Origin of the sequence: Chlamydia ibidis 10-1398/6, assembly GCF_000454725.1 — a bacterium.
In the GTDB taxonomy this organism is placed as follows: domain Bacteria; phylum Chlamydiota; class Chlamydiia; order Chlamydiales; family Chlamydiaceae; genus Chlamydia; species Chlamydia ibidis.
This window is the reverse complement of record NZ_APJW01000001.1, coordinates 1-23,628: the sequence shown is the minus strand read 5'-3', so window position 1 is coordinate 23,628 and position 23,628 is coordinate 1. Positions and strand designations below refer to the sequence as shown.

The window sequence follows — 23,628 nt, the reverse complement described above, 5'->3', positions numbered from 1 at the left end:
AGGGAATTTCTTGCAAATCTTAATGACGACAACATCCACAGCGTTTGGATTGTCCGTTAGAGACAGGAGTTTCTGAAGGAGTCTCATCGAGGAAGGATCCTAAGAAATTCCAAAGGGCGCTTGTCACGTCTCTTGTTGCTTGTAAAATTTTTCCGCAATCATTATTCAGAAGCATTTCTATCAGTTCTTTTTCTTCTTGAGAATGTTTGACATCTAATTCCTGATGTACGGTGAAATATTCATAGTCTTGGGGATTTGAAAAACCAAAATACTTCTTTAACCCTTCAATTTTTGTTTCTGCAACTGTTGGAATTTGGCTTTCGTAGGTATACAAAGCTGCTACTCCTGCAGAGAGAGAGTCTCCAGTACACCAACGCATAAATGTTGCGACTTTCTCTTGAGCTTGAGGACTAGGTGTATGGCTCTCTAATTCTTCTTCGCTAACGCCTAAAGCATAGGCGAAATTTTTCCATAGATCTATATGATTAGGGTAACCGTTTTCTTCATCCATCAGATTAGATAATAATAATTTACGGGCTGCTAAATTATCACAACGACTGTGAATAGCTGAGATATATTTAGGAAATGCTTTGATATGTAAATAATAATCTTTAGCATAGTTTTGAAGTTGTGTTTGGGTAAGCTCTCCTGCAGACCATTTCATATAGAAAGTATGATTTAACATATGTTTTTCTTTAATGATTTGATCTAATAAATTTAAACATGGTTTCATGAAAACCTCCGAATTAGTGTAATGTTTCCCAGGTTGTAGCATGCAATATGGGGCCATAAAGATCTTCCTCCCCGCCAATACAGAGAGCTAAATAATCCTCTTGCGATGTCATTTGATTATGGAATGTAACTTTAGGAGCATTTTGAATGATTGCTAATGGAGTCTGCTCATTGCCCTCTCCCATACAAAGTACAGCAGAAGTTGCTAGAGCATCCAAGAGATTAATATGTGTCATCTGTAAAGGACGGCCGAAGCAATCGGGCTTACCTACATAGCTGTATAAAGGATGAAATCCATGCCAGCACAGACCTAAGCCTAATACCCCACGTCGCATGGGAGTAGTATGGCTGTCAGAAATGATAACACCTAAATCGTGTACTCCATAGTGCTCTTTCAACCACATACCTAATGTATTTACAGATTTGAGTATATCTCTAGGATAAAGGACATAATATCCTTCAGCATTAGATTCATCTATGCCTGCAGAGGGTAGTAGTACACCATGTTTTTTTGTGAGATACATGGCGTAACGTTCACAATATATAAATGCTTCTGCTTCTCGTTTAACGAGATCATCTTTGGTAATAGTATGTGGATCAGCAATAGCACCTTCGCAGAGACTGATAATCTTCGAGGTAATTACTACTATCGATTTTTCTTCCAATCGAGGTAGAGCATTCACTAAAATAGAAGATAAATCATCATAAGGACGTATTTTAGGAGTAGACACTGGCAAAATTTGCATATGCTGTTCTATAGATGTTTTCTATGAGGTTTGTAGTAACAGATTTTTAAGTTTTTGTTTTCTCGTAAAGTTTTACATTCCCAAGTTTTTAGCTTAGATAATGGAAAAAACGTATCTCCCTCATACTGATTTTTAATGTGTGTTATATAGAACCCTTTTAAGAGATTTTGTTCTAGGAAGAGGTTGAAAACTTCACTTCCACCTATGAGATAGCTTATTTTAGGTAGTTGCAGCATAGAAAACTCTTCTAATGAAGTAACCCAGAGCAAATCCTCTGTTGCTTTATGAGCTGTTTTAGAAAATACGATGCTCTTACGCTTGGTAAAATATTTTTTGGGCAAATTTATAAAAGTTTTTTTCCCCATGATAATGGGGTGATCTCCTATCATTTCGTTAAAAAAAACAAGATCTTCTGGATAATGCCAGGGTAACAACCCGGCTTTCCCCATTACTCCATTAGAGGCACAAGCTGCTATACCTAGGATTGTTGTCATAATGATACCCCTGACCAAGCTGCAGTAGTTAATGCACGTTGGTTTGCCTCTACGTTATGCACGCGTAGATAATTCACATTTTGTCTCTGTAGACATGCGGAAAGTGTAGCAGTTTCCCAGTCTCGATTAGTGGCATCAAATTGTCCAAGTAGGGACAAACAAGATTTTCTAGAATGTCCTACAAGCGTGCGGCAGCCTAAAGTTTGGAACTTTTCCATATTAAGTAAAATTTCCATCGATTGAATAGCTGTGGTTCCAAATCCTATGCCTGGGTCAAAAACAATCTGTTCTTTAGGCAAACCTAAGGAAGTAAAAGTCGAAATTTGTTCTTCTCCCCAGATTAACAATTGATCGACTGCCGTAGTCGTAAAACCAAGAGTTATATCAGCTCGAGGAGGTAAAGAACATGAGTGATTAATAATTAAGGAAATACCTAAATTTTTAGCTAGCTGAGCCATTTCTCTAGATCCCCCTGAAACATCATTAATCCAACGAATAGGATAAATTTTCGCAGCTCTTTCTATTATTTCAGGATAAAATGTATCTATTGAGATATCGGGATACTGTAAAAATCCGGACCAGCGTTCAGACAGTATATTTAGGACTGGCTCGAGGCGTTGCCATTCTTCTTCTGCGGATAGCAAAGCTTTTACTTTAGGATTTGTAGCTTGTGCTCCTAGATCCACAATAGCGGCTCCTTCAACATAGAGTTTTTCGGCGTGAGCCACTGCTGCTGTTGGTTCAAGATATAGACCACCGTCTGATATAGAATTGTTTGTGATATTAACTATTCCCATCAACAAAGTGCTTGGAGCTAGACTTCGAAGAATCATATCAGGTGTGCAGGGTAATAAATGGGCGAGTTCTAGAAATGTCTTTAAATGATATTGTGATCCTGGTTGATATAAACGTTTTTGTGGGCATAAGGATGCAATCAGGGATATAAAAAAAGGACGACGAAGTAGTTCTGGATGAGGTGTTATGCAAGTTTCATGGGTAAATGGAGCTTCGTCATTTCCATATAAGAGAATATCAATATCTAGGACTCGTGGAGCCCATTGCGTACTAGATATTTCTCTACCCAGTGTTATTTCTATATTTTTAATCTTTGATAGAAGATCTTCACAGGAGAGAGAAGTTTTCCCAATAATGACAGAGTTTAAGAAGGGTAAGTCCCATTCGCTAGGAGCATCAGTAGGTAATAGTGCCTTTGTTTCTAAAACAATAGAACTGCGTAGATCTTGTAATCCAATATCTTTCAGTAATTTATAGGCTTTTTGAAAATACATCAGGCGGTTACCCAAATTGGAACCAACACTTAAACAAACAAATTTTAGGGAGGACATTAATAATTCCTAGTTATCTTGAAGGAAATGGGTTTTAGAAGATTAGGTACTGGAGGGCGCTCCTTCCCTACTTGTATTTCTATTTTAGAAACTTTATCGGAGAATTGAGCAGCCAATCCTTCCATTAACATGTATGCTAGGTGTTCAATGAGAGCATAAGACTTGCTATTAGCAATTTCTTCTATCAAGGTAGTAATTGCTACATAGCAACACGCTTCAGCAAGATTATCTGAAACACAGCAAGAAGGCCGTTTGTCCGAAAAGGATAAAGTCACGGAAACCAAGACAGGTTGTGCAAAATACCGTTCTTCGGCTGCACAGCCCAAACGTACCCATATACGGAAATCTGATAAAATTAGTTGATAAGAGTCTGCGGTAACACCTGGGGTTTAATTATTTAATTTTTCATGCTCTTGACTTTGCCTGAGCCAGTTTTTTCTTCCTCTAATAGGTCAAGGAATGCGCGTAACTGTTTGGAACGAGTAGGATGCCTCATTTTTCTCAATGCCTTAGCTTCGATTTGGCGAATTCTCTCTCTAGTAACGTTAAATGCGGAGCCTACTTCCTCCAATGTTTTTGGTTTCCCGTCGAGCAAACCAAAACGGTGAATAAGAACAAACCTCTCACGATCTGTTAGCGTTTTTAATACCTCTTTCATTTTATCTTTCAACATGGAATAGCCGGTGGCTTCTGCAGGAGACTCCACTCCAGTGTCTTCTAAGAAATCACCAAACGAACTTTCCCCTCCTTCCCCAACTTCTGCTTGGAGAGAGATAGGATGTTGAGCTATTTTATAAATTTCTCTTACGCGTTCAGGAGTTAAACCGAGCTCTTCAGCTAATTCCTCCGGAGTAGGTTCCTTCCCGGTTTCCATCATGAGTTTCTTCGCGCCACGGAGTACTTTATTAATTGTTTCAATCATGTGTACTGGGATGCGAATAGTCCGTGCTTGATCCGCAATAGCACGTGTGACAGCTTGTCGAATCCACCAAGTAGCGTAAGTAGAAAATTTATACCCTCTACGGTATTCAAATTTTTCTACAGCTTTCATTAACCCCATATTCCCCTCTTGGATCAAATCCAGGAAAGAAAGACCCCGGTTAGTGTATTTTTTTGCGATAGAAATCACAAGACGTAAGTTGGATTCAACCATTTCTTTTTTTGCTTCCTGGCTCTTATCCATCCAACGCTGCAGCATGCGGACGTCTTTCTTAAACTCCTCTAAGGTTCTCCCCGCAGCAACTTCACGTTTGTATAATTTACGTTTTGCAGCATCTAACTTAGCAGCTGCAAATTTATTTCTTTCTGCACGAACTTTTAAATCATTGATCTGTTGTTCCAATTGTAAGAACGAATCGTAAGCTTTAAAAACGACCTCACCAAAATCTTCGGTGACGTTATGCCTACAATGGAAACAACGTAGGTATGCCTGTGTACGAATGCGACATTTCTCTAGATCATCATTCAACTTGGTGATTTCTGTTTTAGACAAATTGGGTTGTTTTAATGCAAGAAGAAGAGATTCCAAGAAAGTATCTTCCTCTTTTAATAGTGAGATCAATTTGGGAAGTAACTTTAGAAAATGAGTTTTATCCTCTACTTCTTTTTCGGATATGATTTTATCAAAACGTTCCTTACCGTTGATAAGATATTGTGCAATGGAAATAGCTTCTTTAGTCGAGTAACGGAAACGTAAAATAATACGCTCGATCTGTACTTGGGCTTTCTCTATTCTTTTAGAGATTTCAACTTCCTCCTCACGAGTTAGCAAAGGAACTGTGCCCATTTCCTTTAGATACATGCGTACAGGATCGTCGGGTGTACCTTCCGTACGTTTAGCTAACCCTTCCAGTTCTTTGGCTTCTTTTTTCCTTTCTTTCTGTCTTTCTACATCTGCTTGATTTAGGACTTGAATGTCCATTCCTGTGAGAAAGATTAGCACCTGATCAATCTGTTCTGGTGTATCGAATGACATTGGAAGAATGTCATTAATTTCCTCGTAAGTGATAAAACCTTGATCTTTAGCAAGAGCAACAAGCTCCTCTAGTTTCTTCTGGGCTTCCTCATCGTGAGCCGTTTCCGTAGTCTGGCTATTTTGTGTATTCATGCGTAGCGTATGATTTGGGTTACAACAAATTCAACTTCTCTACCGATAAACGGATGAGATGGTACACGATCTCGTGCCCTGTACTTCGACATACTGAGTGTCGTTTGGCAGGCTGACAAGTATCTACATGAGTCTCGATGTGAGCTATAATCGTCGTAAAAACACTCAGCTTTCTCAACTATCAAGTATTTAACTTGCCCTTAACTTAATCAAGGTAATCCTAGCCTTGGTTGATAGTTTAGCCAAAGAAACATAGGAAATCTAGGGATTTTTAAAAACTGACTCAGCTGTCTGCATGTCCGCGAAGGGCGCTGGAGTGAACAGGATATAACACTCCTAAGACATGATTGTGTAGAGGGCCTTTGTTTAAAGTAGTCAAGCAATAATGAAAAGGGATATGTCCATAAAGACGAGTATTTACTACTACTTTGCCTAAAGATTCTTGTCGTCCATGTAAATAAAGATCCGTCTCCCACTGTTCAATCCCAGAAACCACGACGCCCTCGTTTGTGTTCAAAAAATCTTCAACACTGTGTCCTGTCCAAGTTTTAAACAAAGAATTGGCAAACACATGTCGACGTGATTTTTTAGAATAGATGAAAATCATCCCTAGATTTTCTTCCCGCAAATTCTCAAATAATTGGCGACATTCTAAAGAATAATTTTGAATCCCTGTGTCAGTATGTAGGTAGCGTGAGGCGGTTAAAGAAGTTGTTGCTCCAGCATTTTCTACTTTGAAGGCTATTTTTTTTAATTCTAGTAGAAGTTGAGATGAATTATCCTGATTTGTACTAAATACCGATGGCTGAGATAAATTGTTTGCCATACGGGATTCTAGTTGGAGCAAGTTTTGAATTTCACACATCAAATCTTGAACTTTCGACTCAAGTTTACCAATATATATTTGTCGTTTATCCAACATACTATGCTGTTCAGCAAAAGTTGCTTGGTATTCTTCGTTTAATGCCTGCTGGTAAGCTAGAGTTTCAGCTAATTCTCTGCTAAGTTGTTGATTTTCTCCTGTCTTTTCTTTGCATTCTTGTGATAGAGCATCTAGTTGTAGTTGAAGTCGATGATTCTCTTCTCTAAGTAAATTAGTTGTTGTCTCTATTTGTTGGGTATCTTGCTTAGATTTTAGAAAAGCATCGCGTATACATATCATTTGGTTAAGTAGTTTTTGGTTTTGTCGTTTTAGTAGTTCACTTTCATGTTTCTTTGCATTGATTGAGTCACGAATTTGTCTTAACCCTTCATCTCCTTCTATAATTTTATTAATTTTTTTTTGTAGGAGTTGGTTGGTAGCTGCTTTCAGTTGTTTTTCTCTCCGCCCAATAGCAAACAACCAACCTGTTGAAGAGATGATGGAGAATATCAAGTAGCTGTACTTAGTCTGCGAAGTGGGAAAAAAAGGAAGGCAGCTTATTGGGAGACAATAGGCAATCGTAAAAAAGAATGAGTTGCGATATTGCGAGATGGGGCAAAGAATTTTTTTCACAAATGACATAAAAGCTCTAATCCTTGTGTCATAAGTTTATGAAAGACTCATTTTTAGTGTGAGTCTTAGCTTTGGAGAGGTAAAACACGGTAAATTACATTTATTTCTATGTTGTCACAAAACTTTTTTTATCTCCTTACAAAACGATGGTCACTCTCCATTTTTCTTTTTCTTTTATTTTCTTTTCTTTTACAATCTAGTCACTTTTATAGTCCAAAAATGCGCGAAGTTAACTTTACGCTTTAGAATTCACCGTAATAGCAACTCGAGATTTCCGGTAGTTGGGCCTTGTGAAATGTTTACCATCTGATTGAATTCTTAAGTAAAAGCTCGCAAGAACAGAGAGAATTATTCAACAGCTTTTTAGTTAGACCCTCCTTGATTAGGAGCGCGAGTTGTATGATTTCCTCTTAAGTTAAAATATCCTTAGTTTGGAGTAATCATGGCACCAAAAAAAGCAACTAAGAAAACAGGACCACAGAAACGACCTTCTGCAGAAAAACGGGTTGTAACTTCGAAAAAACGTTGCTTGATTAATCAAAGTTTTAAGTCAAAAGTGAAAACGATGATGAAAAGATTTGAGGCCGCGTTAAAGGCTGGGAATCAAGAAGGAATCGTTTCTGGATTACAGTTGGTTCATAGTATGGCCGATAAAGCTGTAAAACGAGGAATATTCAAGAGTAATAAGGCTGCAAGGGTTAAGTCTAGAGCTACTTTGCGAGCAAATGCTAAAATTTAAATACTTACTTAATGTTGTAGGGATTGTATGAGTTCTGCACCCTCATTGCTTGATAATGCTTCTGATGCTCTGAGCAACCATGTTACGAGTTCTCCTAGGAGTTCTTGGAGTTCTCTAGCGCGTAAGCGTCTGGATGTTATTTATAGTGCTTCTAATATCTTTTCAGATATACGAGGGATCATGGGTTCTACTAGTTCTCTGGTGACTTCGACTCAGTCTATTTTGGGGCACCCATCTTCGTATGTTGCTGAAAAATTTTCTTCTGCATTGGATAGTGCCGATTCTATAGGGAATCTATTAGAGGCAGGCGTGTTGTCTGCTCAATTTTTGAGTGGATCATTTTTCTTCGAAACTGATGGGTCGGGTAACTTCATGACTCAGTTGTCAAGGAATGAGACAACTGGGTTGTTAGAATCACACCGCGTAATTCGCTCACCTCTTGCAATAGCTAGTAAGATGATGCGGTTGTCTTCTAAATATTTAAAGGCAACATCTTTTGTCGGTCAGCTACAGGGAGAAACCGCATTTCTTGCCCAACATGCAAATGCATTGGGATGCACTGCCACTGTTTTAGATTTGTCCGCTTCTACTTGTTCCGCTAGTCAGGATATTTTGAGTTTACGCGAGACTACCCTTGCTATTCGTGCAAGCAACTCCGTTGAAGAGCAAGAGGATTTACGTAGGGCATGTCGAGAGTCGTTATTTTCCTTGGTATGTAATATCGTGGATATGTTGTGGATAGTTGTCCCGAGCATCCTAGCTTTGTGTTTGGGTGTAGCAATGCCCTTTGTTATTCTCTCTAGTAGTCTACTCGGTATTCTGTCTTCTGTGCTTAATTGCTATCAGGATATACGCTCTATTTCTTAAGTTTGATTATAGACCCGGATTTATTTTCGGGTTTTCTTTTTTTTTGTTTCCCTCTTCTATTTAGATCCTCTTCTTTAGGTTGGGGAGGTTTTGTTTTGCTTTCTAGCATATCTAGAGGTCAATTGCTATTTTAATTTGGTTTAGCTACTTATGGTATTACGAAAGCGATCCAAATTTATTGGAAAGCATAGAGTAGTTCCTGGATTTCTGAATTATTTGACGGAGAGTTTCTTTATCTGCCCAGACGCAAACATTCTTTTTTGCTCTAGTAACTGCTGTATAGAGTAAGGATGAATTAAATATCTCACAGCCAGGAGGAATGAGTATTATGACATTTTCGTATTCGCTACCCTGACTTTTATGTATCGACATAACGTAATTGTAATTGTAATAGGAAAAGTCTTTAGCATTGATATTTGAACGATGTGGAAAGGAAAGTTGTTGAGTTTTAGGACATAACCATCCCGTATCTCCGTTACAAAGTTTCCATGCATCATAACGCTCTGTAACCATAACAGGAATCGGGAGATGAGCATGTGTTTTCTGTATTTCTTGAAAAATAAGTGTATTTAGGGATAGAAATCCCCAAGGACCATGCCTCATTGGTGTTAGCACGCAAAGTTCTTTTTTGAATGCGGAGAGAGCGTCTATAAAGGTTTTTTTTAATAAAGTAATTGTAGACTGCCTTGAGGGTAATGGAGTGAAAGGTATCATTTCTTTGCGTAAGATACTTTGAGCCAAGTTTTGAAGCTCACTGGTTTTCGCTCTATGTGAGGTGCTTAAGTACGAAGTCCTTTCTGGAAAACGCACAACAATCTCTTGAAGTGGGTTACCGGCTCCAATACCTATAGGCGGCAGTTGATTAGTGTCACCCAAAATAATAAGCGCATCCGCAGTTATTTTCTTCTTCTCGTACTTTCCGGATAATGTTTTTACTAGATTATGTAGGAGATTAAAAGTAACCATAGATCCCTCGTCTACTATGAGCAAATCGGTGGGACTATGTCGGTTATAGGTATGTTCTTGTAAGAATTTATGAATCGTTTTTGTAAACACAGTCTCGGGAGGGATATCGTAAGAATTTAATATCTGACGAATATGAGACGTTGCCTTACCAGTAGGAGAGACAACGCCGATGTGTATATTAGGGTAAATGGATAGCAGTGCAAGTATCATCTGTACAGCTAAAAAAGTTTTCCCGGTACCCGGACCACCACAAATTATAGAAAAGCAAGAGTTTAAAGCATGATGCATAACTTGTTGCTGCTCTTTAGTGAGAGAAGTATTATTGCTTAAAGATATTAAAGAGTAACGCGGGTTAGCTCGAGATAGTAAATCAAGCTTATCAAATAACTGTGTTTGAACGTTGTATAAAGACTTTAGGTATATCTTGTGGTTTTTTAAGACGAATAAAGATGAACGCACATGTTCAGGAACGTGTTGAAAATATTCGTATAATGCTTCTTCTGTTATTCCAGGCAAAGTTGGGCAGAGTTTATTATCTTTTGCATGGAGAAAAGGGTAGCCATACCTCCAGAGTGCAGAAGATACTGCAAGAAAAGCAAAGGCTTTCTCATTGCTTGGGGATATATGTTTTCTCGCAAACGCAAGATCTAAAGGCATAGTAAGTTGCTTTTCAATAACATCTTCTAAAATATAGGGAATATCGCGAGATAAAAGCATATCTTAAGGCTTAAGACTCTGTTGTTATAAGCACTACTAGCTCAGTTAAAACTTTATCCTATCAGGTGTCATAGTATTAACACTACCTTTTATAATATCTCATCTCTTTAGATAAATGTTTCTGGCATAGCGTAAGGGCTTTCTGAATCTTAGTGTCACCAGCACAACAAGTTAAGGATGCTGTATGCAAACATTTCCATGCTTCTAGATAGTGTTTGTTTTCTAGTAAACAGAGTCCGAGGAGGCGGTATGTTAAAGATGAGGGAGCAACTTTAGTAAGCCAAAGGCTGTAGAGGTAGCATTTCTTATATTCTCCATGTTCATAAAGATACTCAGCATCTGCTAAGAAGTTAGCTATTTCTTCTTCTGAAATCCATATTGGCGTGAGTGCTGAATCAGAAATAAATTCTTCGAGTTTTAATAATCGATCTATTGCATGAATGGATAAAGCTTGTTTATAAACCTGTTTAATAAAAAGAAATACTGAATTTGCACTTTCAATATCATAATTAGTAAATTGTAAAATTACATGTAAAAGACTTAAAGCTTTATCATCATAATTACCTTCATGCCATAATGACTTAGCGCCCTCGATTAATTGCTGTACCAGTTGTTGACGATCTATATCGTAAGATTGAATTTCTTCCCAAAGTTTGAGGTAATTTCTAAGTTGGGTATGCCGTTTGTCATCATGAGAGACGATACTGATTAAAGTATCTTGAGATACTGTGAGTTGCTCCGTAAAAAGCATATTAGGTTGTAATCTTTTAAGAATCGATAAGCACACTTGAGCGTCTTTTATCGCGATTTGTTTTACCTTTTCTGAAAGTAAATTAGCGAATGCATCAATGATTTTTTTTGCAATATTGTCTAATCCTGCCTGCATTAGAATATGACAAATATGTCCAACTTGCTTAGGGGATACAAAACAATGTTGTAATAAAGGTTGAATTAGAAGAGTGTTATCAGGGTGCGTATAGAATTTATCCCAATTCTTGATGAGATTAATTAGCGGTGCTAGTTGTTCTGTAGGGAGGATGAAAGCATGAGCTATTAGTGTAGGTATGAGCTCATGTTGCGGTAGAAATTGTTCGTACGCTCGCTGATCTATACTATGAATCTTCTTTTGATAGAAGTATAGCATTTCATAGTAATCTGAATAGATACTAGTGGTCGTGGATCGCTTTAGCTCTAAAAAGTAGCTCCTACTTAACAAAAGTAATGCTGTGTCATAGTTTCTTGTGTTCCATTCCCATTCCTTTTTGAGCATTCTCTCTATTATTTCGTTTAGTATGCATCTTCCTTCAGTAAATTTCTCAGTTTCTATCAAGCAATGAGCTTTAATAGTTCCTAGAAATATCTGCGAAAATAAAGACTCTATACTGCTATTTAGCCAATCAATACGTTCCTGAATTTTTCCTTTTCCTTCCCAAGATGCCAAGTATTCCATTGCTTCTAAAAATCTTTTTTCCTTGTAAGCTAGTAAGAATTGGAAAAATGGGGCATATAGTGAATCAGGACATTCTTGGAGATAGGTTGAAACTAGTGCGGAAAGTTCATCAGCATTGTCTAGGAAAAATGCATTAAAAATTTTTCCTCCTATCAATTCCTCTTGGAATAAAAAAGATGCTTTATTCCTCTGGTCATAGATTTTTGCAAAAATTTTATCAGATTCAATAAACTTTTTCTGCTGCTGTAAAAAAAAGCCACGAAGACAAAGTAAATATAAACGTTGTTGGTTTGAAGAAAGGTGTTGAACAGCAGAGCTTGTTTCTGCTTGCTTGCCTTCTATCCAAAGGATGTTGGCTTTCGTAGCTTTTAGGGGTGCAGATTTATATGAAAAATATAGAAAATGTAATCCACCTCCCACAGCAAAACATGTTAAGAAAAATATCGGAGCTAAAAAATAGCGAACCATGAGTATCTCTTGCGGTTTGCTTAGGACATTGTTTACTCATTTCAATGAGTTGAAGTTAAAATATATATATAATTTTGTGTTTATGCAAAATTATTTTTAGGAACAAAAAGTGTAAAGGATCTTTGAAAAATAAAAGAATATGTATTAGGTAAACAAATAATATAATGAACTTTGTTGGCTTATGCACAAGGATAAAATTATATTATTTGTGACAGAAGATATGTCAATATCTTCTAGGCTAAAGGAATTGGTCAAAGAATCAGGGTATCATACCATTGTTACACCAGTATTTAACGATGCTTCTGAAGCGGACCTTATTCTCTGCGATTATCTTTTACTTCCTGAAAAATTTTTTTCTGAAGATTTCTTTAACCAGACGGATCTCATTGTGTTGTTTGACTCTTTTGAAGAGGAAGCAATTGTGCAAGTATTGAATCGGGGTGTTAGTGCTTATTTGTTAAGACCTATTACTTCTAGAGTTCTTGATGCTGTGATCCGGGCATTTTTACGTTATAAAACCACTTTTGAACATACTATTCCAGAGACACTTGTTTTTGGGGATAGGACATTTCATGTATTAAATCTCACAATAGATTCTCCAGAGGGTACTATACATCTCACTCCTTCAGAAGCTGGAATATTAAAACATTTACTTATGCATCGAGGACACTTATGCTTAAGAAAACACCTTCTAAAAGAGGTTAAAGGCAATGTGCAAACAATAGTGCCTAGAAATGTAGATGTGCATATTGCTTCTTTGAGAAAAAAGTTAGGCCCATATAAATCTAAGATTATGACTGTGCGCGGAGTCGGGTATTTATTTTCTACAGAAGAAGCTCTCTAATTAGCAACGCCTGTTATTATTCTTTGCTTGAATTTTTATTAAAACAGGCGTGCTATGTTGCCACCTTAGACGGTCATATTTAGTGTTAGTAATGAGTGTAGTTCGGAATAACATACAATCGTTATGCCCTTATAGTTGCCTTTTGTGTCTGTATGGTCATAAGACTATTTTCCATAGCATAGTTGATTATGCGTATATGATGCTGCCTGTGTTTATATGTGCTCTTCTTATAGGGTTTGCATTGGATTCATCGCAGTATTTTATTGTTGTGGGATTAATTTTATTATCTCTTGTCCTTGTCATTACCTGCTGTACAGTGTTTCTTTGGGTATGTCCGCATAGAAATCCGGGATTGGAAGCTGGTAGCAACTCTATTGTTTCCTTGACTTAATCAAAAAATAAAAAGCTCAGGGTGCCATCAATTTCTGTTTTCGACTGTAGTGTTACTAGATCAATTAGAGAATCGACGAAATTTGTAGAATTGATGGGCTGCAAAGGATCTTTTAAAAGCGAATCTATAGGCAATAATGAGAACTGGTCAATTAAATCGCTGCTTCCTGTCACAAATATGAGAATATCATTGGTGTGTATATTGTAGTGTTCATGTATTGGCGGCCGTAATAAATTATTCTCTCTTTTTAAAAAGATTGCAGGTGGGGTTGTACCTTTCTGAGTCAGATAAATTTGGTGATCATTGATGTTATAATGAAGAAATGACATAGATATTTGTGCTTCATTTCCTTCAGTTGTATTTTCAAAACTATCAAATGTAGATTGGCTAATTTTTTCTATAGGTAAATTAGAATCGGCATACGCTAGGAACAAACTGCGTGCTGATAACGCATAAAGGTAAGATGGGAGTCCTATATCACCAGCTATTCCAAAAGCTCCTATTAACTCGGTTTGTTTGATAGTTTTCCAACCGTAAAAATGTCCTGATAACTGTCTGCCTTGAAGATGTTTGGAAATGAATCGTACTCCAGGAAATGAAGGGAATGGGGGATTAAGAAGCGCCTGTTGTAAGGATTCTAAAATTGCTAACTCCTTCTGCAGCTTATCTCCTGAAGCTAGTTCAATAGCAGCTTTTTCTTTTAAGTTAAGTAATTGTAAAAGAGTGCAGTTGAAAATGTTCCCTAAATCATTGATCTCATAACCATCAGGTTGGGGCTCGTAGCGCACGTCGTGGTCACCACGCCATGCTGCTTCCATACAAATAGTCAATTCTTGCACCGGTTGATTGAGTCTTCTATTAGCTTTTGTAAGCACTATGCCCATGAGGATAAACGCTATAGTATAGAAAAAAGCTACGTTTAAAGGTAATTTGATAGCTTTAGCTAGTAGAGCAGATCTGGGAATCAATGATAGTGTGTAAGTGTCAGGTACGGGAAGCTTATGTAAGAAAAGACCTAGGTAATTTTTATTATTTATGCAAATAGAAATGAGATCTTGTTCTTGTGAAGATAGATCAGAGATTTGTGGATAATTTTTTGATTTTTCTAGTGTGGTAGATTTTGCTATATTTGGGACGTCTTTGGCATCAAAGATGGGGTTTGAGGAAAAAATAACGTTCCTCTCTTTATCAATGACACAAATATCTTCTTGATTCAGGCTTAGTGATTTGAATAATTCCTTTTTCAAGTCACTCAAGTTATAGAAGCCTATTAGAAGTGTACTTTCTATGTTTATATTTTGTAGATCAATATTTTCTACTAGAACGAGATATTGTTCTGAAGATTTGTTTGGTAGTGTAAGAAACAGGGCTTGTCCAGTTTTCTTTTGTAGTTCCTGTGTAAACTCAGGATGTGCTTTTAGATACTGGATAAACGGATGCCTTGGAAGTCGTGTTTTGATGGATGTGCCATTTGAAGGCATCAGACAGAGAGAGAAATCTGTAGTAGGAAGAGTCTGAATTTCATTATATGCTTGAGCATAGAAATCCTCATTAGGATGCGCATATCCTTTGAGCGCAAGAGTATGTGCTAAACGTTTCATAAAGACTTTGTGAATGAAGAGTTTCTTTTCAAACTCTAAACTAAAATTGGTGGCATGCGTATGTAAATTTTGAATTAAGTTATTCTTTGCTGCAGAAAAGGAAAATAAAGTGAGGGTAATAAGATTTAAGACTAAAGGAATAGGAATTACCAGAGAGAGAAATAGGAAAATACGTTTAGTAAAAGTTTGTTTCATGACTCTGAAATTTTAAGGATCACTAGTGTAATATCATCATGTTGTTCCTGATTTCCTACGAAATTATGGACAGCAAGCATTAAGGAATGCATAGCATTTTCAGCACTTTTCTTTGTTAGAGTTTTTACAATATTCTTTAAGCGTTCTTCACCAAACATCTCAGAATATTTATTGTTAGCTTCTGTAATACCATCAGAATACAATACGATTAAAGATCCAGGTTGTGGGTGGAATTGTTTAGTAGATATTTCTGGAACATTTTCTACGAACCCTAGAGCCATACCAGGATGTGCAAGAAAAGATACCTCTCCATCCGGAGTCAAATAGCATGCAGGATTGTGTCCACACGAGTAGTATTCTATAACGTTTGTTTTGTAGCTATAGCAGTAGACGCAGAGAGTGACAAACATACCAGAATCCCCGGTATTGCTATAAAAAATAGAAGAGGTTTTTTTGATAGCACTTTCTATGGAAGATGATTCTGACAGAAAGGTTCTTAACATGTTTTTTAGGAATAGAGAGTAGCCACATGCATAGACTCCTTTCCCAGAAGCGTCAGCAACCACAAGAAATAATTTAGCGTTATCATTGTCACCGACGACAAAAATATCGAAAAAATCACCCCCAACAGTTATTGCAGGAATATAAGCTTTAGCCAGTTCTACGTAAGGATAAAACGGAAGGGTATTAGGAAGGAGTCGTTGTTGAGCTTGTTCCCCGAGTAACAAGGCATTTTGTGCCGTTTCTTTTATCTCGTAATTTTTTTGGGCCAGAATTTGTTGTTGATTAAGATTACGTACCATAGCGTTAAAAATTTGTCCTAATCTGTTAACTTCAAATCCTAAAGAGTCGTCAACGTATATTTGAGGGTGATCTTGGCTTGTTTGTATCATAACAGTTGCTAGTTTGCGGATAGGCTGAGAAATTCTTTTAGCAACGTAATAAGCGAGACTACTTCCAATAGCTATACAAAGAAAATATGCTGAGTATAGTAAGGACCGTTTCCATAAGGGAGCAAAAATTGCATCCTTTTCGCTATATGATAATACAGAGAAATCCATGGTAGGAACTCTAGTTAGATACCCCCACACTTCTTTGTTATTTATTTTGAAAGAGTAAAAGCCTTTCCCTAAATGAATAGGGGATAGCTTCAGAAATTTTATAAGGCCAAATCCAGAACATGGTTTTTCGTTTAGAAAAATATCACATACGCTTCCTTGTTTGGTATTAGGATAAATGGAGTGCAAGTAAAGTTCAGGATCGGCAGCTTTAAGTATCACTCCGTTAGGGGATACTATTGCAGTTTTTATCGTTAGATAAGACTGTGTGTTTATTAAAAGATCTTTTAAGAAGTTTTCTATGTTATATGTTGTATAGAGCATACCTAATATCTGATGAGTATCAGAATCAAAGATATTCGCCTGCATGACAGAGTATATTTGATGGTTATCCCTAGATTGTTTAAGCGTTGCTAAGAAAGTTTTTTCATCAGTTATGTTGATAATGTGGTTGTAATTTTTCCCTAGTTTATCAGGGACACTAGATGCTACAACGATTTTGTCTCCATTAGGTGAAAAATTAATCAAAGAAATTTCTTCGTAAGTAGACCTAAAGATTTTTTCCATATCCTGGCTAAGCTTTAGATTCGGTGAGTGAATCATACTTTCATCTAGATCTAATACATCAGTAAATAGCGAAAGGATATCAGCATTTAAAGGAGCGATTTGTGAAAGAGTATTCGCTTTAGATCCTGCATTTTCTTGGAAAGCTAAAGAGGCAAAAGCTAGGGTATGTCGGTATTGTTTCATCCCTAGTAGTACAATGTTCAAACCTAAGGGAAGAATAATCGCAACTACACAGGCCAACCATAATCGGTAGCCTATTGTTTTTGTGAATGAAATCATCGCTAAATATTTCGCAGTTTTAAATACGCTTTGAAAACTACGTTTATATGATTTCTTACTAGTCTTACAAGGATACTTTTATATCCAGGAGTTATATCTAAGGTAAGATACTAAAGAGCAGTGCACTTTTTTGAATTAATGAGAGGAAATAAGCCTTCCAATAGAGAAGGAAGGCTTTTTATTCAGCAAGCCGAGAAAGGATTAGAATCTTTAAATAGACCTTCTGAGCCTAATTCTTCTTCTATAGCCATGAGTCTGTTATATTTAGCTATTCTCTCGGAACGAGACAGCGATCCTGTTTTAATTTGACCGGTGTTAAAAGCTACAGCGAGATCTGCAATTGTTGTATCTTCTGTTTCTCCTGATCTATGTGAAAGGATAGTGGCATAGCCTTGAGTCTGGGCTAGCTGTATCGCTTCAAATGTTTCAGTGAGAGTGCCAATCTGATTTGGTTTGATTAGTACAGCATTGGCTAGTCCTCGGCTGATCCCATCAGCAATTAGTTCAGGATTGGTAACGTATAGATCGTCTCCAACAATCTGTACCGAATGGCCTAAAGTGTCTGTCAATAATTTCCAACCTTCAAAATCTTCTTCCGCTAATCCATCTTCTATAGAGTCAATAGGGTAACGATTACAGAGATCTTGAAGAATATCTACTTGTTCTTGGTAGTTTTTACCATCGTATGTTTTGGTAGATGTATCATAAAAAGAAGAGGCCGCACAATCTAGTGCTAGAGAGATATCTTCTCCAGGTACATAACCAGATTTTTCTATTGCCGACATAAGAAGATCTAGGGCTTCTGCATTAGATTGCAACAACGGGGCGAACCCGCCTTCATCGCCGACTCCTGTTGTTAGGTGCTTTTCATTTAGTATTTTTTTCAATGTATGGAAAACATCTGCACCCATACGCACAGCATCAGTTAGAGAGGTAGCTCCGATCGGTCTAATCATGAATTCTTGAAATTGTAAACCATTATTTGCATGCATCCCACCGTTAATTAAGTTCATCATAGGGCATGGAAGTACGTGAGCAAACGTACCACCTAAGTAACGATACAATGGACGGCGCAAAGTTGCTGCTGCTGCTTTAGCCAAAGCTAAAGAAACACCAAGGATCGCATTTGCTCCTAATTTTTCCTTATTAGGCGTGCCATCAGTACTTACCATAAGAGAATCTATTAATATCTGATCAAAGACACTATGCCCTTGAATAGCTGGTAAAAGAACTTCTTCAACGTTCTTGACTGCTTGAAGTACTCCCTTTCCCTCATAACGAGAGGTGTCTTTGTCTCGGAGTTCTAATGCTTCCTTAATGCCTGTAGATGCGCCCGATGGCACACATGCTTCTCCAGATATCCCTGAATCAGTAATAAGTTTGACATATAAAGTAGGATAACCTCGAGAATCTAGGATTTCTCGAGCATGGATATCAGAAATGACAGATTCAAACATATACATCTCGTGTTGAGGATTAGGCTAAAGCTCGTCTATATAGGATCAGTTACCACTATTAGAGAACTTAATGGAAATATTAGACCCTAATTTGACAAAAAGCAAACAGATTTCCGATTCTTACTAGAATCGGACAGTGTGTTATAGAGTTGGGCTGTCTTTTCAAGTTGACTATTGGATATCGGGTTCACTATCTGCGGAAGATTGTGTTGCTTGGTATAAAAGTTGTTTTTTCGCATTATTCATAAGATCACGGTATTTGGCAGCGTCATCAAAACGAAATAGTTGCGCAGCTTCATGCATCAATGCTTCATATTTGCTAATCTGTTGTTCTAGTGTTTCTTGAGTTGCGAGTTGCTCAGATATATCTTCAGCATTTTTCCTATATTTTGAAGGTATAGGATTGGCTAAAATAGGTTTTACTATAGGTTTGGGGACAATATTATGCTTTTTATTGTAAGCAAGCTGGATTTTTCGTCTACGTTCTGTTTCTCTAAGAGTTTGTTCTATAGATTTTGTTTTTTGATCGGCATAAAAGATTATTTTCCCATTAATATTTCGTGCAGCTCGTCCACAAAATTGTATTAGGGAGGAAGTGCTTCTTAAAAAGCCTTCTTTGTCAGCGTCTAGAATAGCAACTAAAGATACCTCGGGGAGATCTAGCCCTTCTCTTAATAAGTTTACACCGATTATTACATCGATATTTCCTAACCGTAAGTCAGTTAGAATGCGTGTGCGTTCAGCAGTTTCTATCCCAGAATGAAGATAAGCTACAGATATTCCTAACTCAGAAAGAAAAGAGGCGATTTCTTCAGCTAATCTTTTTGTTATTGATACGACAAGAATTTTTTCTTGTGCCTTTGACAACCTTAAACGAATTTCTTCTAACAGATCATCGATTTGTCCTGTTGCCGGACGAATTTCTGGTAATGGGTCAGGAATCCCTGTTGGGCGTATAATTTGTTCTACAATTCGTCCAGAACTATTTATAATTTCTGTTTCTCCTGGGGTTGCCGATACGTAGATGACTTTGCGGAAATACTTTTGAGTTTCCTCATAGGTTAAAGGTCTATTATCATAAGCAGATGGTAATCGAAATCCATAAGCAACAAGAGATTCTTTTCTTGATCTATCTCCGCGATACATAGCACGAATTTGAGGAAGTGTTTGATGAGACTCATCAACAACTAACAAGAAGTCTTCAGGGAAATAATCTAATAAACATGTAGGCGGTGCACCGGGAGGGATTCCTGTAAAATGACGAGAATAGTTTTCAATCCCTTTGCAAAAACCTATTTCTCTGATCATTTCGATATCATGGGTAGTCCTTTGGAATAACCGATCCTGCTCTATTGGTTGCCCTTCGAAAAAAGCAAGTCTTTCTTCGAGTTCAGCTCGTATGGAACGGATAGCTTGTTCTCGAATTGCTTCAGGTGTTACATAGTGAGAACCAGGATATAGGGTGGTAGAATTAACTGAGGACAACGGAATCATAGTTAAAGGATCACTATATTCTATAGAGGCCAATCTATCGTCATCAAATTCTAATCTTATAACTTGTGTTGTTTCATATGCTGGGAAGATGTCAATTACACTACCACGTTCGCGAAATGTACTTCTTTGTAGAATAGGGGATGCATGATAATGCATTTTTGCCAATTGAGAGACTAAGATATTTCTAGGATAAATGGATCCAACACGTAATTCTAGAGCCATAGAGGTATAGTTTTCTGGGGAGCCAATACCATAAATACATGATACGGAAGATACGATGAGTGTGTCGCGTCTTTCTAAAATCGAACGTGTTGCAGATAATCTGAGTTTGTCAATTTCATCATTAATCAGTAAGCTTTTTTCTATATACGTATCGCTGCGTGCAATGTATGCTTCTGGTTGATAGTAGTCGTAGTAGGAGATAAAATATTCAACGGCGTTGTAAGGAAAAAACTCCTTAAATTCTTGATACAGTTGCGCAGCAAGGGTCTTATTGTGTGCAAGTACTAAAGTAGGCACATTCACATTTGCAATGACATTAGCAATAGTGAATGTTTTTCCTGACCCAGTTGTTCCTAGAAGAACTTGCCCAGGACTGCCGTTAAATATCCCTTCGGTAAGACGAGTGATTGCTGCAGGCTGATCGCCACATGGATCAAAAGAAGAATGTAGTTGGAAGGTCATACAATTTGTGTATTATTTAAGGAGAGAACGCCATTTGCGGCTTAAACCAACAGCATGATGCACTTCTTCCATCGTTGTTTTTGCTACTGCACGCATCTTCTCAGTTCCCTCTTGTAAGGCTTCTTGTAAAAGATGTGGTTGTGCTAATAACTCTGTGCGTTTTTCTTTAAAAGGCTTAAGGAAAAGTATGAGTTCTTCTGCAAGGCGTGCCTTAACTTCTACATCTTTTATGCAGCCCTGACGATATCTGGTTTTAAATTCCTCAACCTCTTCTTTATGGGGATTGAAAATATCGTGATAAATGAATAATGGGTTTCCTTCAACTCTTCCTGGAGTGGTAGCACGTATACGATTAGGATCTGTATACATTTTACGAACCTTATCCCTAATCACATCATCATCATCAGATAAATAAATGGCGTTATTAGCCGACTTACTCATTTTCCCTTGCCCATCGATTCCTACTAGGGATGTCAAATCACCCTGTAAGACATCAGGTTCTGGAAAAGTTTCTCCATATAATCGATTAAAATTTCTGGCAATATCCCGAGTTAGTTCAATATGCGATTCATTATCTTTACCAACAGGAACTAGTTGGGCTTTGCTAAGAAGAATATCAGCACTCTGCAGTACAGGATAACCAATTAGTCCATACGACAACCCCCCTTCTTCTATAGAGGCATTACGAGCCATTTCCTTCAAACTAGGAATTCCCATTACTCTATTGACTGAGATTAGCATGGAGAATAAGAGGTGAAGTTCGTAAATTTGTGGGACGGCGGACTGCAGATAAATTGTAGACAGCTTAGGATTGATCCCCACACTCAACCAATCCGCAAGAACTTCATAAACATTATTATCAACGTCTAAGACTTCTTCCTTGCGAATTTTTGTAGTTAACGTGTGGAGATCTGCAATGATGAAGAAACAATCATAATTAGGATTATTCTGTAAATCTAAGCGGTTCTTTATAGAACCGACCCAATGGCCAAGATGTAACTTTCCTGTTGGTCGATCTCCCGTAAGTACGCGCTTTTTCTTACTCATAAATCCAATGATTACAGAGATTTTTCTAGTTCTTCAAAATGATGCTTCAAGGATAACACGTCTTCTTGAATTTCTTGGAGATTTTTCTCGCCTACAGGATTCTTTTGGGCTTCCAAAAGACGAGCAAGCAAATGGCGAATTAAATGACACGTATTCTGTACATCCGTCATTAAAAGGAACTCTTGCCCATCAACTCGTGATAACCTATTTAGAAAGACACAGCGCTCTTGTTGCGTGAGCATATCAGACGTGATGAAATTGATAAACTCTCCGCGCTCGTGAACATCCTTTGCGACACGAATCGGCATCATAAATTCCGCAATTAGACTTTGACAAGCTTGTTTTTGCTCCGCTGGTAATTCGTGAGTTAGCCTACCATTGATTAACATTTCAAAAAAGAAAGTAGCATGCTCCTGTTGATCATCGGAACAGTTGAAAACGACATTTTGAAATTCTCGAAATGTGGTGTAACCAATGGGAGTAGCAAAAATGCGTTTTAGGTTTCCTTCAAGAACAAGAAATACGTTATCATTAATTTCTAACGTTTGTGACTTCGCTGCCATAATATTACACCTTATGCGTTGGGGAAGAAATTACTTTTAGCTTTTTGTAGTTTTTTAATCAATTTTTCCAAAGAGATCAATTCTTCTGAAGACAGCTCGGGACACTTTCTTAGTAATTGTGAACCCTTAGTAAGTAATGCTAATGCTTGCCTCGCGGGAGAAGTTTGTCTTTGATCCTCCGAAGTCAATGGAAATTCCTTCCTAATGATATTTAGAAGTTCTCCCTTACTTTCCCCTTGATAATTGCGAATAATTGCTTCTTTTTTTTCCTGAGATCCTTGTCGAGATGCTAGGGTATATATAGCCTGTCTCGGCATTTTTTCTGCCTCTATTTTTAGGGGATCAGGTAAAGCAGAAAACAGCTCATAGTAGACCAAAAAATTATAAGGAGTTTGTCGATTGCCGTACGTAAGGAGTAGCCATGAAGAAAAAGCCCCCTCCCGGTAACTTTTTAATAGATCTCGCACTTTTTTAATTCGCTCGCCGTGAAGTAGAACAGCTTGATGGTGGATTTGTTTGATTTGAGCAGATAAACTACACAAACTTCGCAAGTCTTCTTCTGAAACTTCACCCTCACAGGTATAGTGTTGGAGCAAATTTCGGAACTTCTCTTCTTCTTTTTTCGATAACCTTAAATTGGAAAAATTATGAGCAAACGGTGACAGATCTCCTTCCATTCGCTTACGCGCCAATGATTCCATTTTATCTTGGGTATTTTTTTTGAAACGACTTTCTAATAGCGTTTTTAAATTGCCCATAGGACTAAATATCCCTTAATAAAATTAACAATTCTTTAGTCAAATTAAAGTAGTCTTCTGAAGCTCGTGCTGATGGCGCAGTAGAAAAAACAGGTTTTCCATGGATTGCAGCTTCAGAAATAGTTATATCACGTCGTATTTTTGTGTTTAGTAATTTACCTGGGAAGGTTTTTTGAATTAATTCTGAAAATGCTGCGTTATTTTTCCCGCGATAATTCCAAAATGATAGGGTAACACCCAAAATATTTAAGGGATGACGCGAAGAAATGCCCTGGATAAAGGCTGAGAGTCGTTCGAGACCTTTTACACTATAAAATTCAGGAGTAGCACATATCAAAGCATGTTGAGCTGCAATTAAAGCAGATTCTGTAAGCCAGCATAAAGAAGGAGGCGTATCAATGATTACGTAGTCGTAACTATTTTCTACTTGTGTCAGAATATGTTTAAGCCGTTCGTGAGAATATCTATCTGCTGCTAGGTTCCCGGAGACTTCAACACGTTCGAGCCAAGTATCTGCTGGAATGAGATCTAGTCCAGAATCTTGAATAGGGCGGATAACTTCA

Annotated in this window: 21 protein-coding genes; 4 read left to right on the top strand and 17 right to left on the bottom strand. The window is 37.5% G+C overall.

Annotation, left to right across the window (positions count from 1 at the left end):
- Nucleotides 1–19: 19 nt before the first annotated feature.
- The 7 genes from H359_RS00105 to H359_RS00075 all read right to left on the bottom strand — a co-directional run bounded on the left by H359_RS00105 (nucleotide 20) and on the right by H359_RS00075 (nucleotide 6,929).
- Nucleotides 20–733: a CADD family putative folate metabolism protein gene (locus H359_RS00105; RefSeq protein ID WP_020370678.1), complete on the bottom strand. Its 714-nt coding sequence runs from the start codon at nucleotides 731–733 to the stop codon at nucleotides 20–22.
- A gap of 13 nt (nucleotides 734–746) precedes the next feature.
- Complete coding sequence (locus H359_RS00100) at nucleotides 747–1,478, bottom strand: putative folate metabolism gamma-glutamate ligase (RefSeq protein ID WP_020370677.1); 732 nt, start codon at nucleotides 1,476–1,478, stop codon at nucleotides 747–749.
- Nucleotides 1,479–1,486: 8 nt separating this feature from the next.
- Complete coding sequence (locus tag H359_RS00095) at nucleotides 1,487–1,972, bottom strand: dihydrofolate reductase (protein WP_020370676.1); 486 nt, start codon at nucleotides 1,970–1,972, stop codon at nucleotides 1,487–1,489.
- A complete protein-coding gene (folP, locus tag H359_RS00090; protein WP_020370675.1) occupies nucleotides 1,969–3,318 on the bottom strand; it encodes a dihydropteroate synthase in 1,350 nt (449 codons plus the stop codon). Before folP ends, H359_RS00095 begins: the two co-directional genes overlap by 4 nt.
- Nucleotides 3,318–3,674, bottom strand: coding sequence for a dihydroneopterin aldolase (gene folB / locus H359_RS00085; protein ID WP_035392240.1), 357 nt, complete (start codon nucleotides 3,672–3,674; stop codon nucleotides 3,318–3,320). Before folB ends, folP begins: the two co-directional genes overlap by 1 nt.
- A 41-nt stretch (nucleotides 3,675–3,715) precedes the next feature.
- Nucleotides 3,716–5,425 (bottom strand): RNA polymerase sigma factor, encoded by a 1,710-nt coding sequence (locus H359_RS00080; protein ID WP_020370673.1) that lies wholly within the window; start codon nucleotides 5,423–5,425, stop codon nucleotides 3,716–3,718.
- A gap of 283 nt (nucleotides 5,426–5,708) precedes the next feature.
- Nucleotides 5,709–6,929 carry a hypothetical protein gene (locus H359_RS00075; protein ID WP_020370672.1) on the bottom strand — a complete coding sequence of 407 codons (1,221 nt, stop codon included), beginning with the start codon at nucleotides 6,927–6,929 and terminating at the stop codon, nucleotides 5,709–5,711.
- Between the two features lie 433 nt (nucleotides 6,930–7,362).
- Between H359_RS00075 and rpsT the strand changes: the two genes are divergently transcribed.
- The gene (rpsT, locus tag H359_RS00070; protein ID WP_020370671.1) at nucleotides 7,363–7,659 is read left to right on the top strand and encodes a 30S ribosomal protein S20; all 297 of its coding nucleotides are present in this window, start codon (nucleotides 7,363–7,365) and stop codon (nucleotides 7,657–7,659) included.
- A gap of 27 nt (nucleotides 7,660–7,686) precedes the next feature.
- A complete protein-coding gene (locus H359_RS00065) occupies nucleotides 7,687–8,526 on the top strand; it encodes a hypothetical protein (RefSeq protein ID WP_020370670.1) in 840 nt (279 codons plus the stop codon).
- A gap of 156 nt (nucleotides 8,527–8,682) precedes the next feature.
- On the opposite strand, the gene recD is transcribed toward H359_RS00065, so the two are convergent.
- Nucleotides 8,683–10,209 carry an exodeoxyribonuclease V subunit alpha gene (gene recD, locus H359_RS00060; RefSeq protein WP_020370669.1) on the bottom strand — a complete coding sequence of 509 codons (1,527 nt, stop codon included), beginning with the start codon at nucleotides 10,207–10,209 and terminating at the stop codon, nucleotides 8,683–8,685.
- An 82-nt stretch (nucleotides 10,210–10,291) separates the two neighbouring features.
- On the bottom strand, nucleotides 10,292–12,127 hold the full coding sequence (locus H359_RS00055; protein ID WP_020370668.1) for a DUF1347 family protein: 1,836 nt from the start codon (nucleotides 12,125–12,127) through the stop codon (nucleotides 10,292–10,294).
- A gap of 181 nt (nucleotides 12,128–12,308) precedes the next feature.
- Between H359_RS00055 and H359_RS00050 the strand changes: the two genes are divergently transcribed.
- Both H359_RS00050 and H359_RS00045 read left to right on the top strand, forming a co-directional pair.
- Nucleotides 12,309–12,971 (top strand): response regulator transcription factor, encoded by a 663-nt coding sequence (locus tag H359_RS00050; protein ID WP_020370667.1) that lies wholly within the window; start codon nucleotides 12,309–12,311, stop codon nucleotides 12,969–12,971.
- 91 nt (nucleotides 12,972–13,062) lie between these two features.
- The gene (locus tag H359_RS00045) at nucleotides 13,063–13,362 is read left to right on the top strand and encodes a hypothetical protein (RefSeq protein ID WP_155848238.1); all 300 of its coding nucleotides are present in this window, start codon (nucleotides 13,063–13,065) and stop codon (nucleotides 13,360–13,362) included.
- Here the strand turns inward: H359_RS00045 and H359_RS00040 are convergent.
- The 8 genes from H359_RS00040 to H359_RS00005 form a co-directional block, all read right to left on the bottom strand.
- On the bottom strand, nucleotides 13,359–15,158 hold the full coding sequence (locus H359_RS00040) for a PP2C family serine/threonine-protein phosphatase (RefSeq protein WP_020370665.1): 1,800 nt from the start codon (nucleotides 15,156–15,158) through the stop codon (nucleotides 13,359–13,361). The two genes, H359_RS00045 and H359_RS00040, sit on opposite strands and share 4 nt — an antisense overlap.
- Nucleotides 15,155–17,062 (bottom strand): SpoIIE family protein phosphatase, encoded by a 1,908-nt coding sequence (locus H359_RS00035; protein WP_021119514.1) that lies wholly within the window; start codon nucleotides 17,060–17,062, stop codon nucleotides 15,155–15,157. The genes H359_RS00040 and H359_RS00035 overlap by 4 nt, the downstream gene beginning before the upstream one ends.
- Before the next feature lie 182 nt (nucleotides 17,063–17,244).
- On the bottom strand, nucleotides 17,245–18,519 hold the full coding sequence (gene eno / locus H359_RS00030) for a phosphopyruvate hydratase (RefSeq protein WP_020370663.1): 1,275 nt from the start codon (nucleotides 18,517–18,519) through the stop codon (nucleotides 17,245–17,247).
- A gap of 171 nt (nucleotides 18,520–18,690) precedes the next feature.
- Complete coding sequence (uvrB, locus tag H359_RS00025) at nucleotides 18,691–20,697, bottom strand: excinuclease ABC subunit UvrB (RefSeq protein WP_020370662.1); 2,007 nt, start codon at nucleotides 20,695–20,697, stop codon at nucleotides 18,691–18,693.
- A gap of 12 nt (nucleotides 20,698–20,709) precedes the next feature.
- A complete protein-coding gene (gene trpS / locus H359_RS00020) occupies nucleotides 20,710–21,744 on the bottom strand; it encodes a tryptophan--tRNA ligase (RefSeq protein WP_020370661.1) in 1,035 nt (344 codons plus the stop codon).
- 11 nt (nucleotides 21,745–21,755) lie between these two features.
- Nucleotides 21,756–22,307: a CT584 family type III secretion system tip protein gene (locus H359_RS00015; RefSeq protein ID WP_020370660.1), complete on the bottom strand. Its 552-nt coding sequence runs from the start codon at nucleotides 22,305–22,307 to the stop codon at nucleotides 21,756–21,758.
- A gap of 11 nt (nucleotides 22,308–22,318) precedes the next feature.
- Nucleotides 22,319–23,065 carry a pGP6-D family virulence protein gene (locus H359_RS00010; protein WP_020370659.1) on the bottom strand — a complete coding sequence of 249 codons (747 nt, stop codon included), beginning with the start codon at nucleotides 23,063–23,065 and terminating at the stop codon, nucleotides 22,319–22,321.
- Nucleotides 23,066–23,069: 4 nt separating this feature from the next.
- Nucleotides 23,070–23,628, bottom strand: a 559-nt coding sequence (locus tag H359_RS00005; RefSeq protein WP_021119532.1) for a ParA family protein, incomplete at its 5' end; no start/stop codon positions are given.

Excerpts from the sequence above, each read along its gene's own strand:
- H359_RS00105 (WP_020370678.1), bottom strand. The coding sequence starts at position 733 with ATGAAACCATGTTTAAATTTATTAGATCAAATCATTAAAGAAAAACAT.
- H359_RS00100 (WP_020370677.1), bottom strand. The coding sequence starts at position 1,478 with ATGCAAATTTTGCCAGTGTCTACTCCTAAAATACGTCCTTATGATGAT.
- H359_RS00095 (WP_020370676.1), bottom strand. The coding sequence starts at position 1,972 with ATGACAACAATCCTAGGTATAGCAGCTTGTGCCTCTAATGGAGTAATG.
- folP (WP_020370675.1), bottom strand. The coding sequence starts at position 3,318 with ATGTCCTCCCTAAAATTTGTTTGTTTAAGTGTTGGTTCCAATTTGGGT.
- H359_RS00080 (WP_020370673.1), bottom strand. The coding sequence starts at position 5,425 with ATGAATACACAAAATAGCCAGACTACGGAAACGGCTCACGATGAGGAA.
- H359_RS00075 (WP_020370672.1), bottom strand. The coding sequence starts at position 6,929 with ATGTCATTTGTGAAAAAAATTCTTTGCCCCATCTCGCAATATCGCAAC.
- rpsT (WP_020370671.1), top strand. The coding sequence starts at position 7,363 with ATGGCACCAAAAAAAGCAACTAAGAAAACAGGACCACAGAAACGACCT.
- H359_RS00065 (WP_020370670.1), top strand. The coding sequence starts at position 7,687 with ATGAGTTCTGCACCCTCATTGCTTGATAATGCTTCTGATGCTCTGAGC.
- recD (WP_020370669.1), bottom strand. The coding sequence starts at position 10,209 with ATGCTTTTATCTCGCGATATTCCCTATATTTTAGAAGATGTTATTGAA.
- H359_RS00055 (WP_020370668.1), bottom strand. The coding sequence starts at position 12,127 with ATGGTTCGCTATTTTTTAGCTCCGATATTTTTCTTAACATGTTTTGCT.
- H359_RS00050 (WP_020370667.1), top strand. The coding sequence starts at position 12,309 with ATGCACAAGGATAAAATTATATTATTTGTGACAGAAGATATGTCAATA.
- H359_RS00045 (WP_155848238.1), top strand. The coding sequence starts at position 13,063 with ATGAGTGTAGTTCGGAATAACATACAATCGTTATGCCCTTATAGTTGC.
- H359_RS00040 (WP_020370665.1), bottom strand. The coding sequence starts at position 15,158 with ATGAAACAAACTTTTACTAAACGTATTTTCCTATTTCTCTCTCTGGTA.
- H359_RS00035 (WP_021119514.1), bottom strand. The coding sequence starts at position 17,062 with ATGATTTCATTCACAAAAACAATAGGCTACCGATTATGGTTGGCCTGT.
- eno (WP_020370663.1), bottom strand. The coding sequence starts at position 18,519 with ATGTTTGAATCTGTCATTTCTGATATCCATGCTCGAGAAATCCTAGAT.
- uvrB (WP_020370662.1), bottom strand. The coding sequence starts at position 20,697 with ATGACCTTCCAACTACATTCTTCTTTTGATCCATGTGGCGATCAGCCT.
- trpS (WP_020370661.1), bottom strand. The coding sequence starts at position 21,744 with ATGAGTAAGAAAAAGCGCGTACTTACGGGAGATCGACCAACAGGAAAG.
- H359_RS00015 (WP_020370660.1), bottom strand. The coding sequence starts at position 22,307 with ATGGCAGCGAAGTCACAAACGTTAGAAATTAATGATAACGTATTTCTT.
- H359_RS00010 (WP_020370659.1), bottom strand. The coding sequence starts at position 23,065 with ATGGGCAATTTAAAAACGCTATTAGAAAGTCGTTTCAAAAAAAATACC.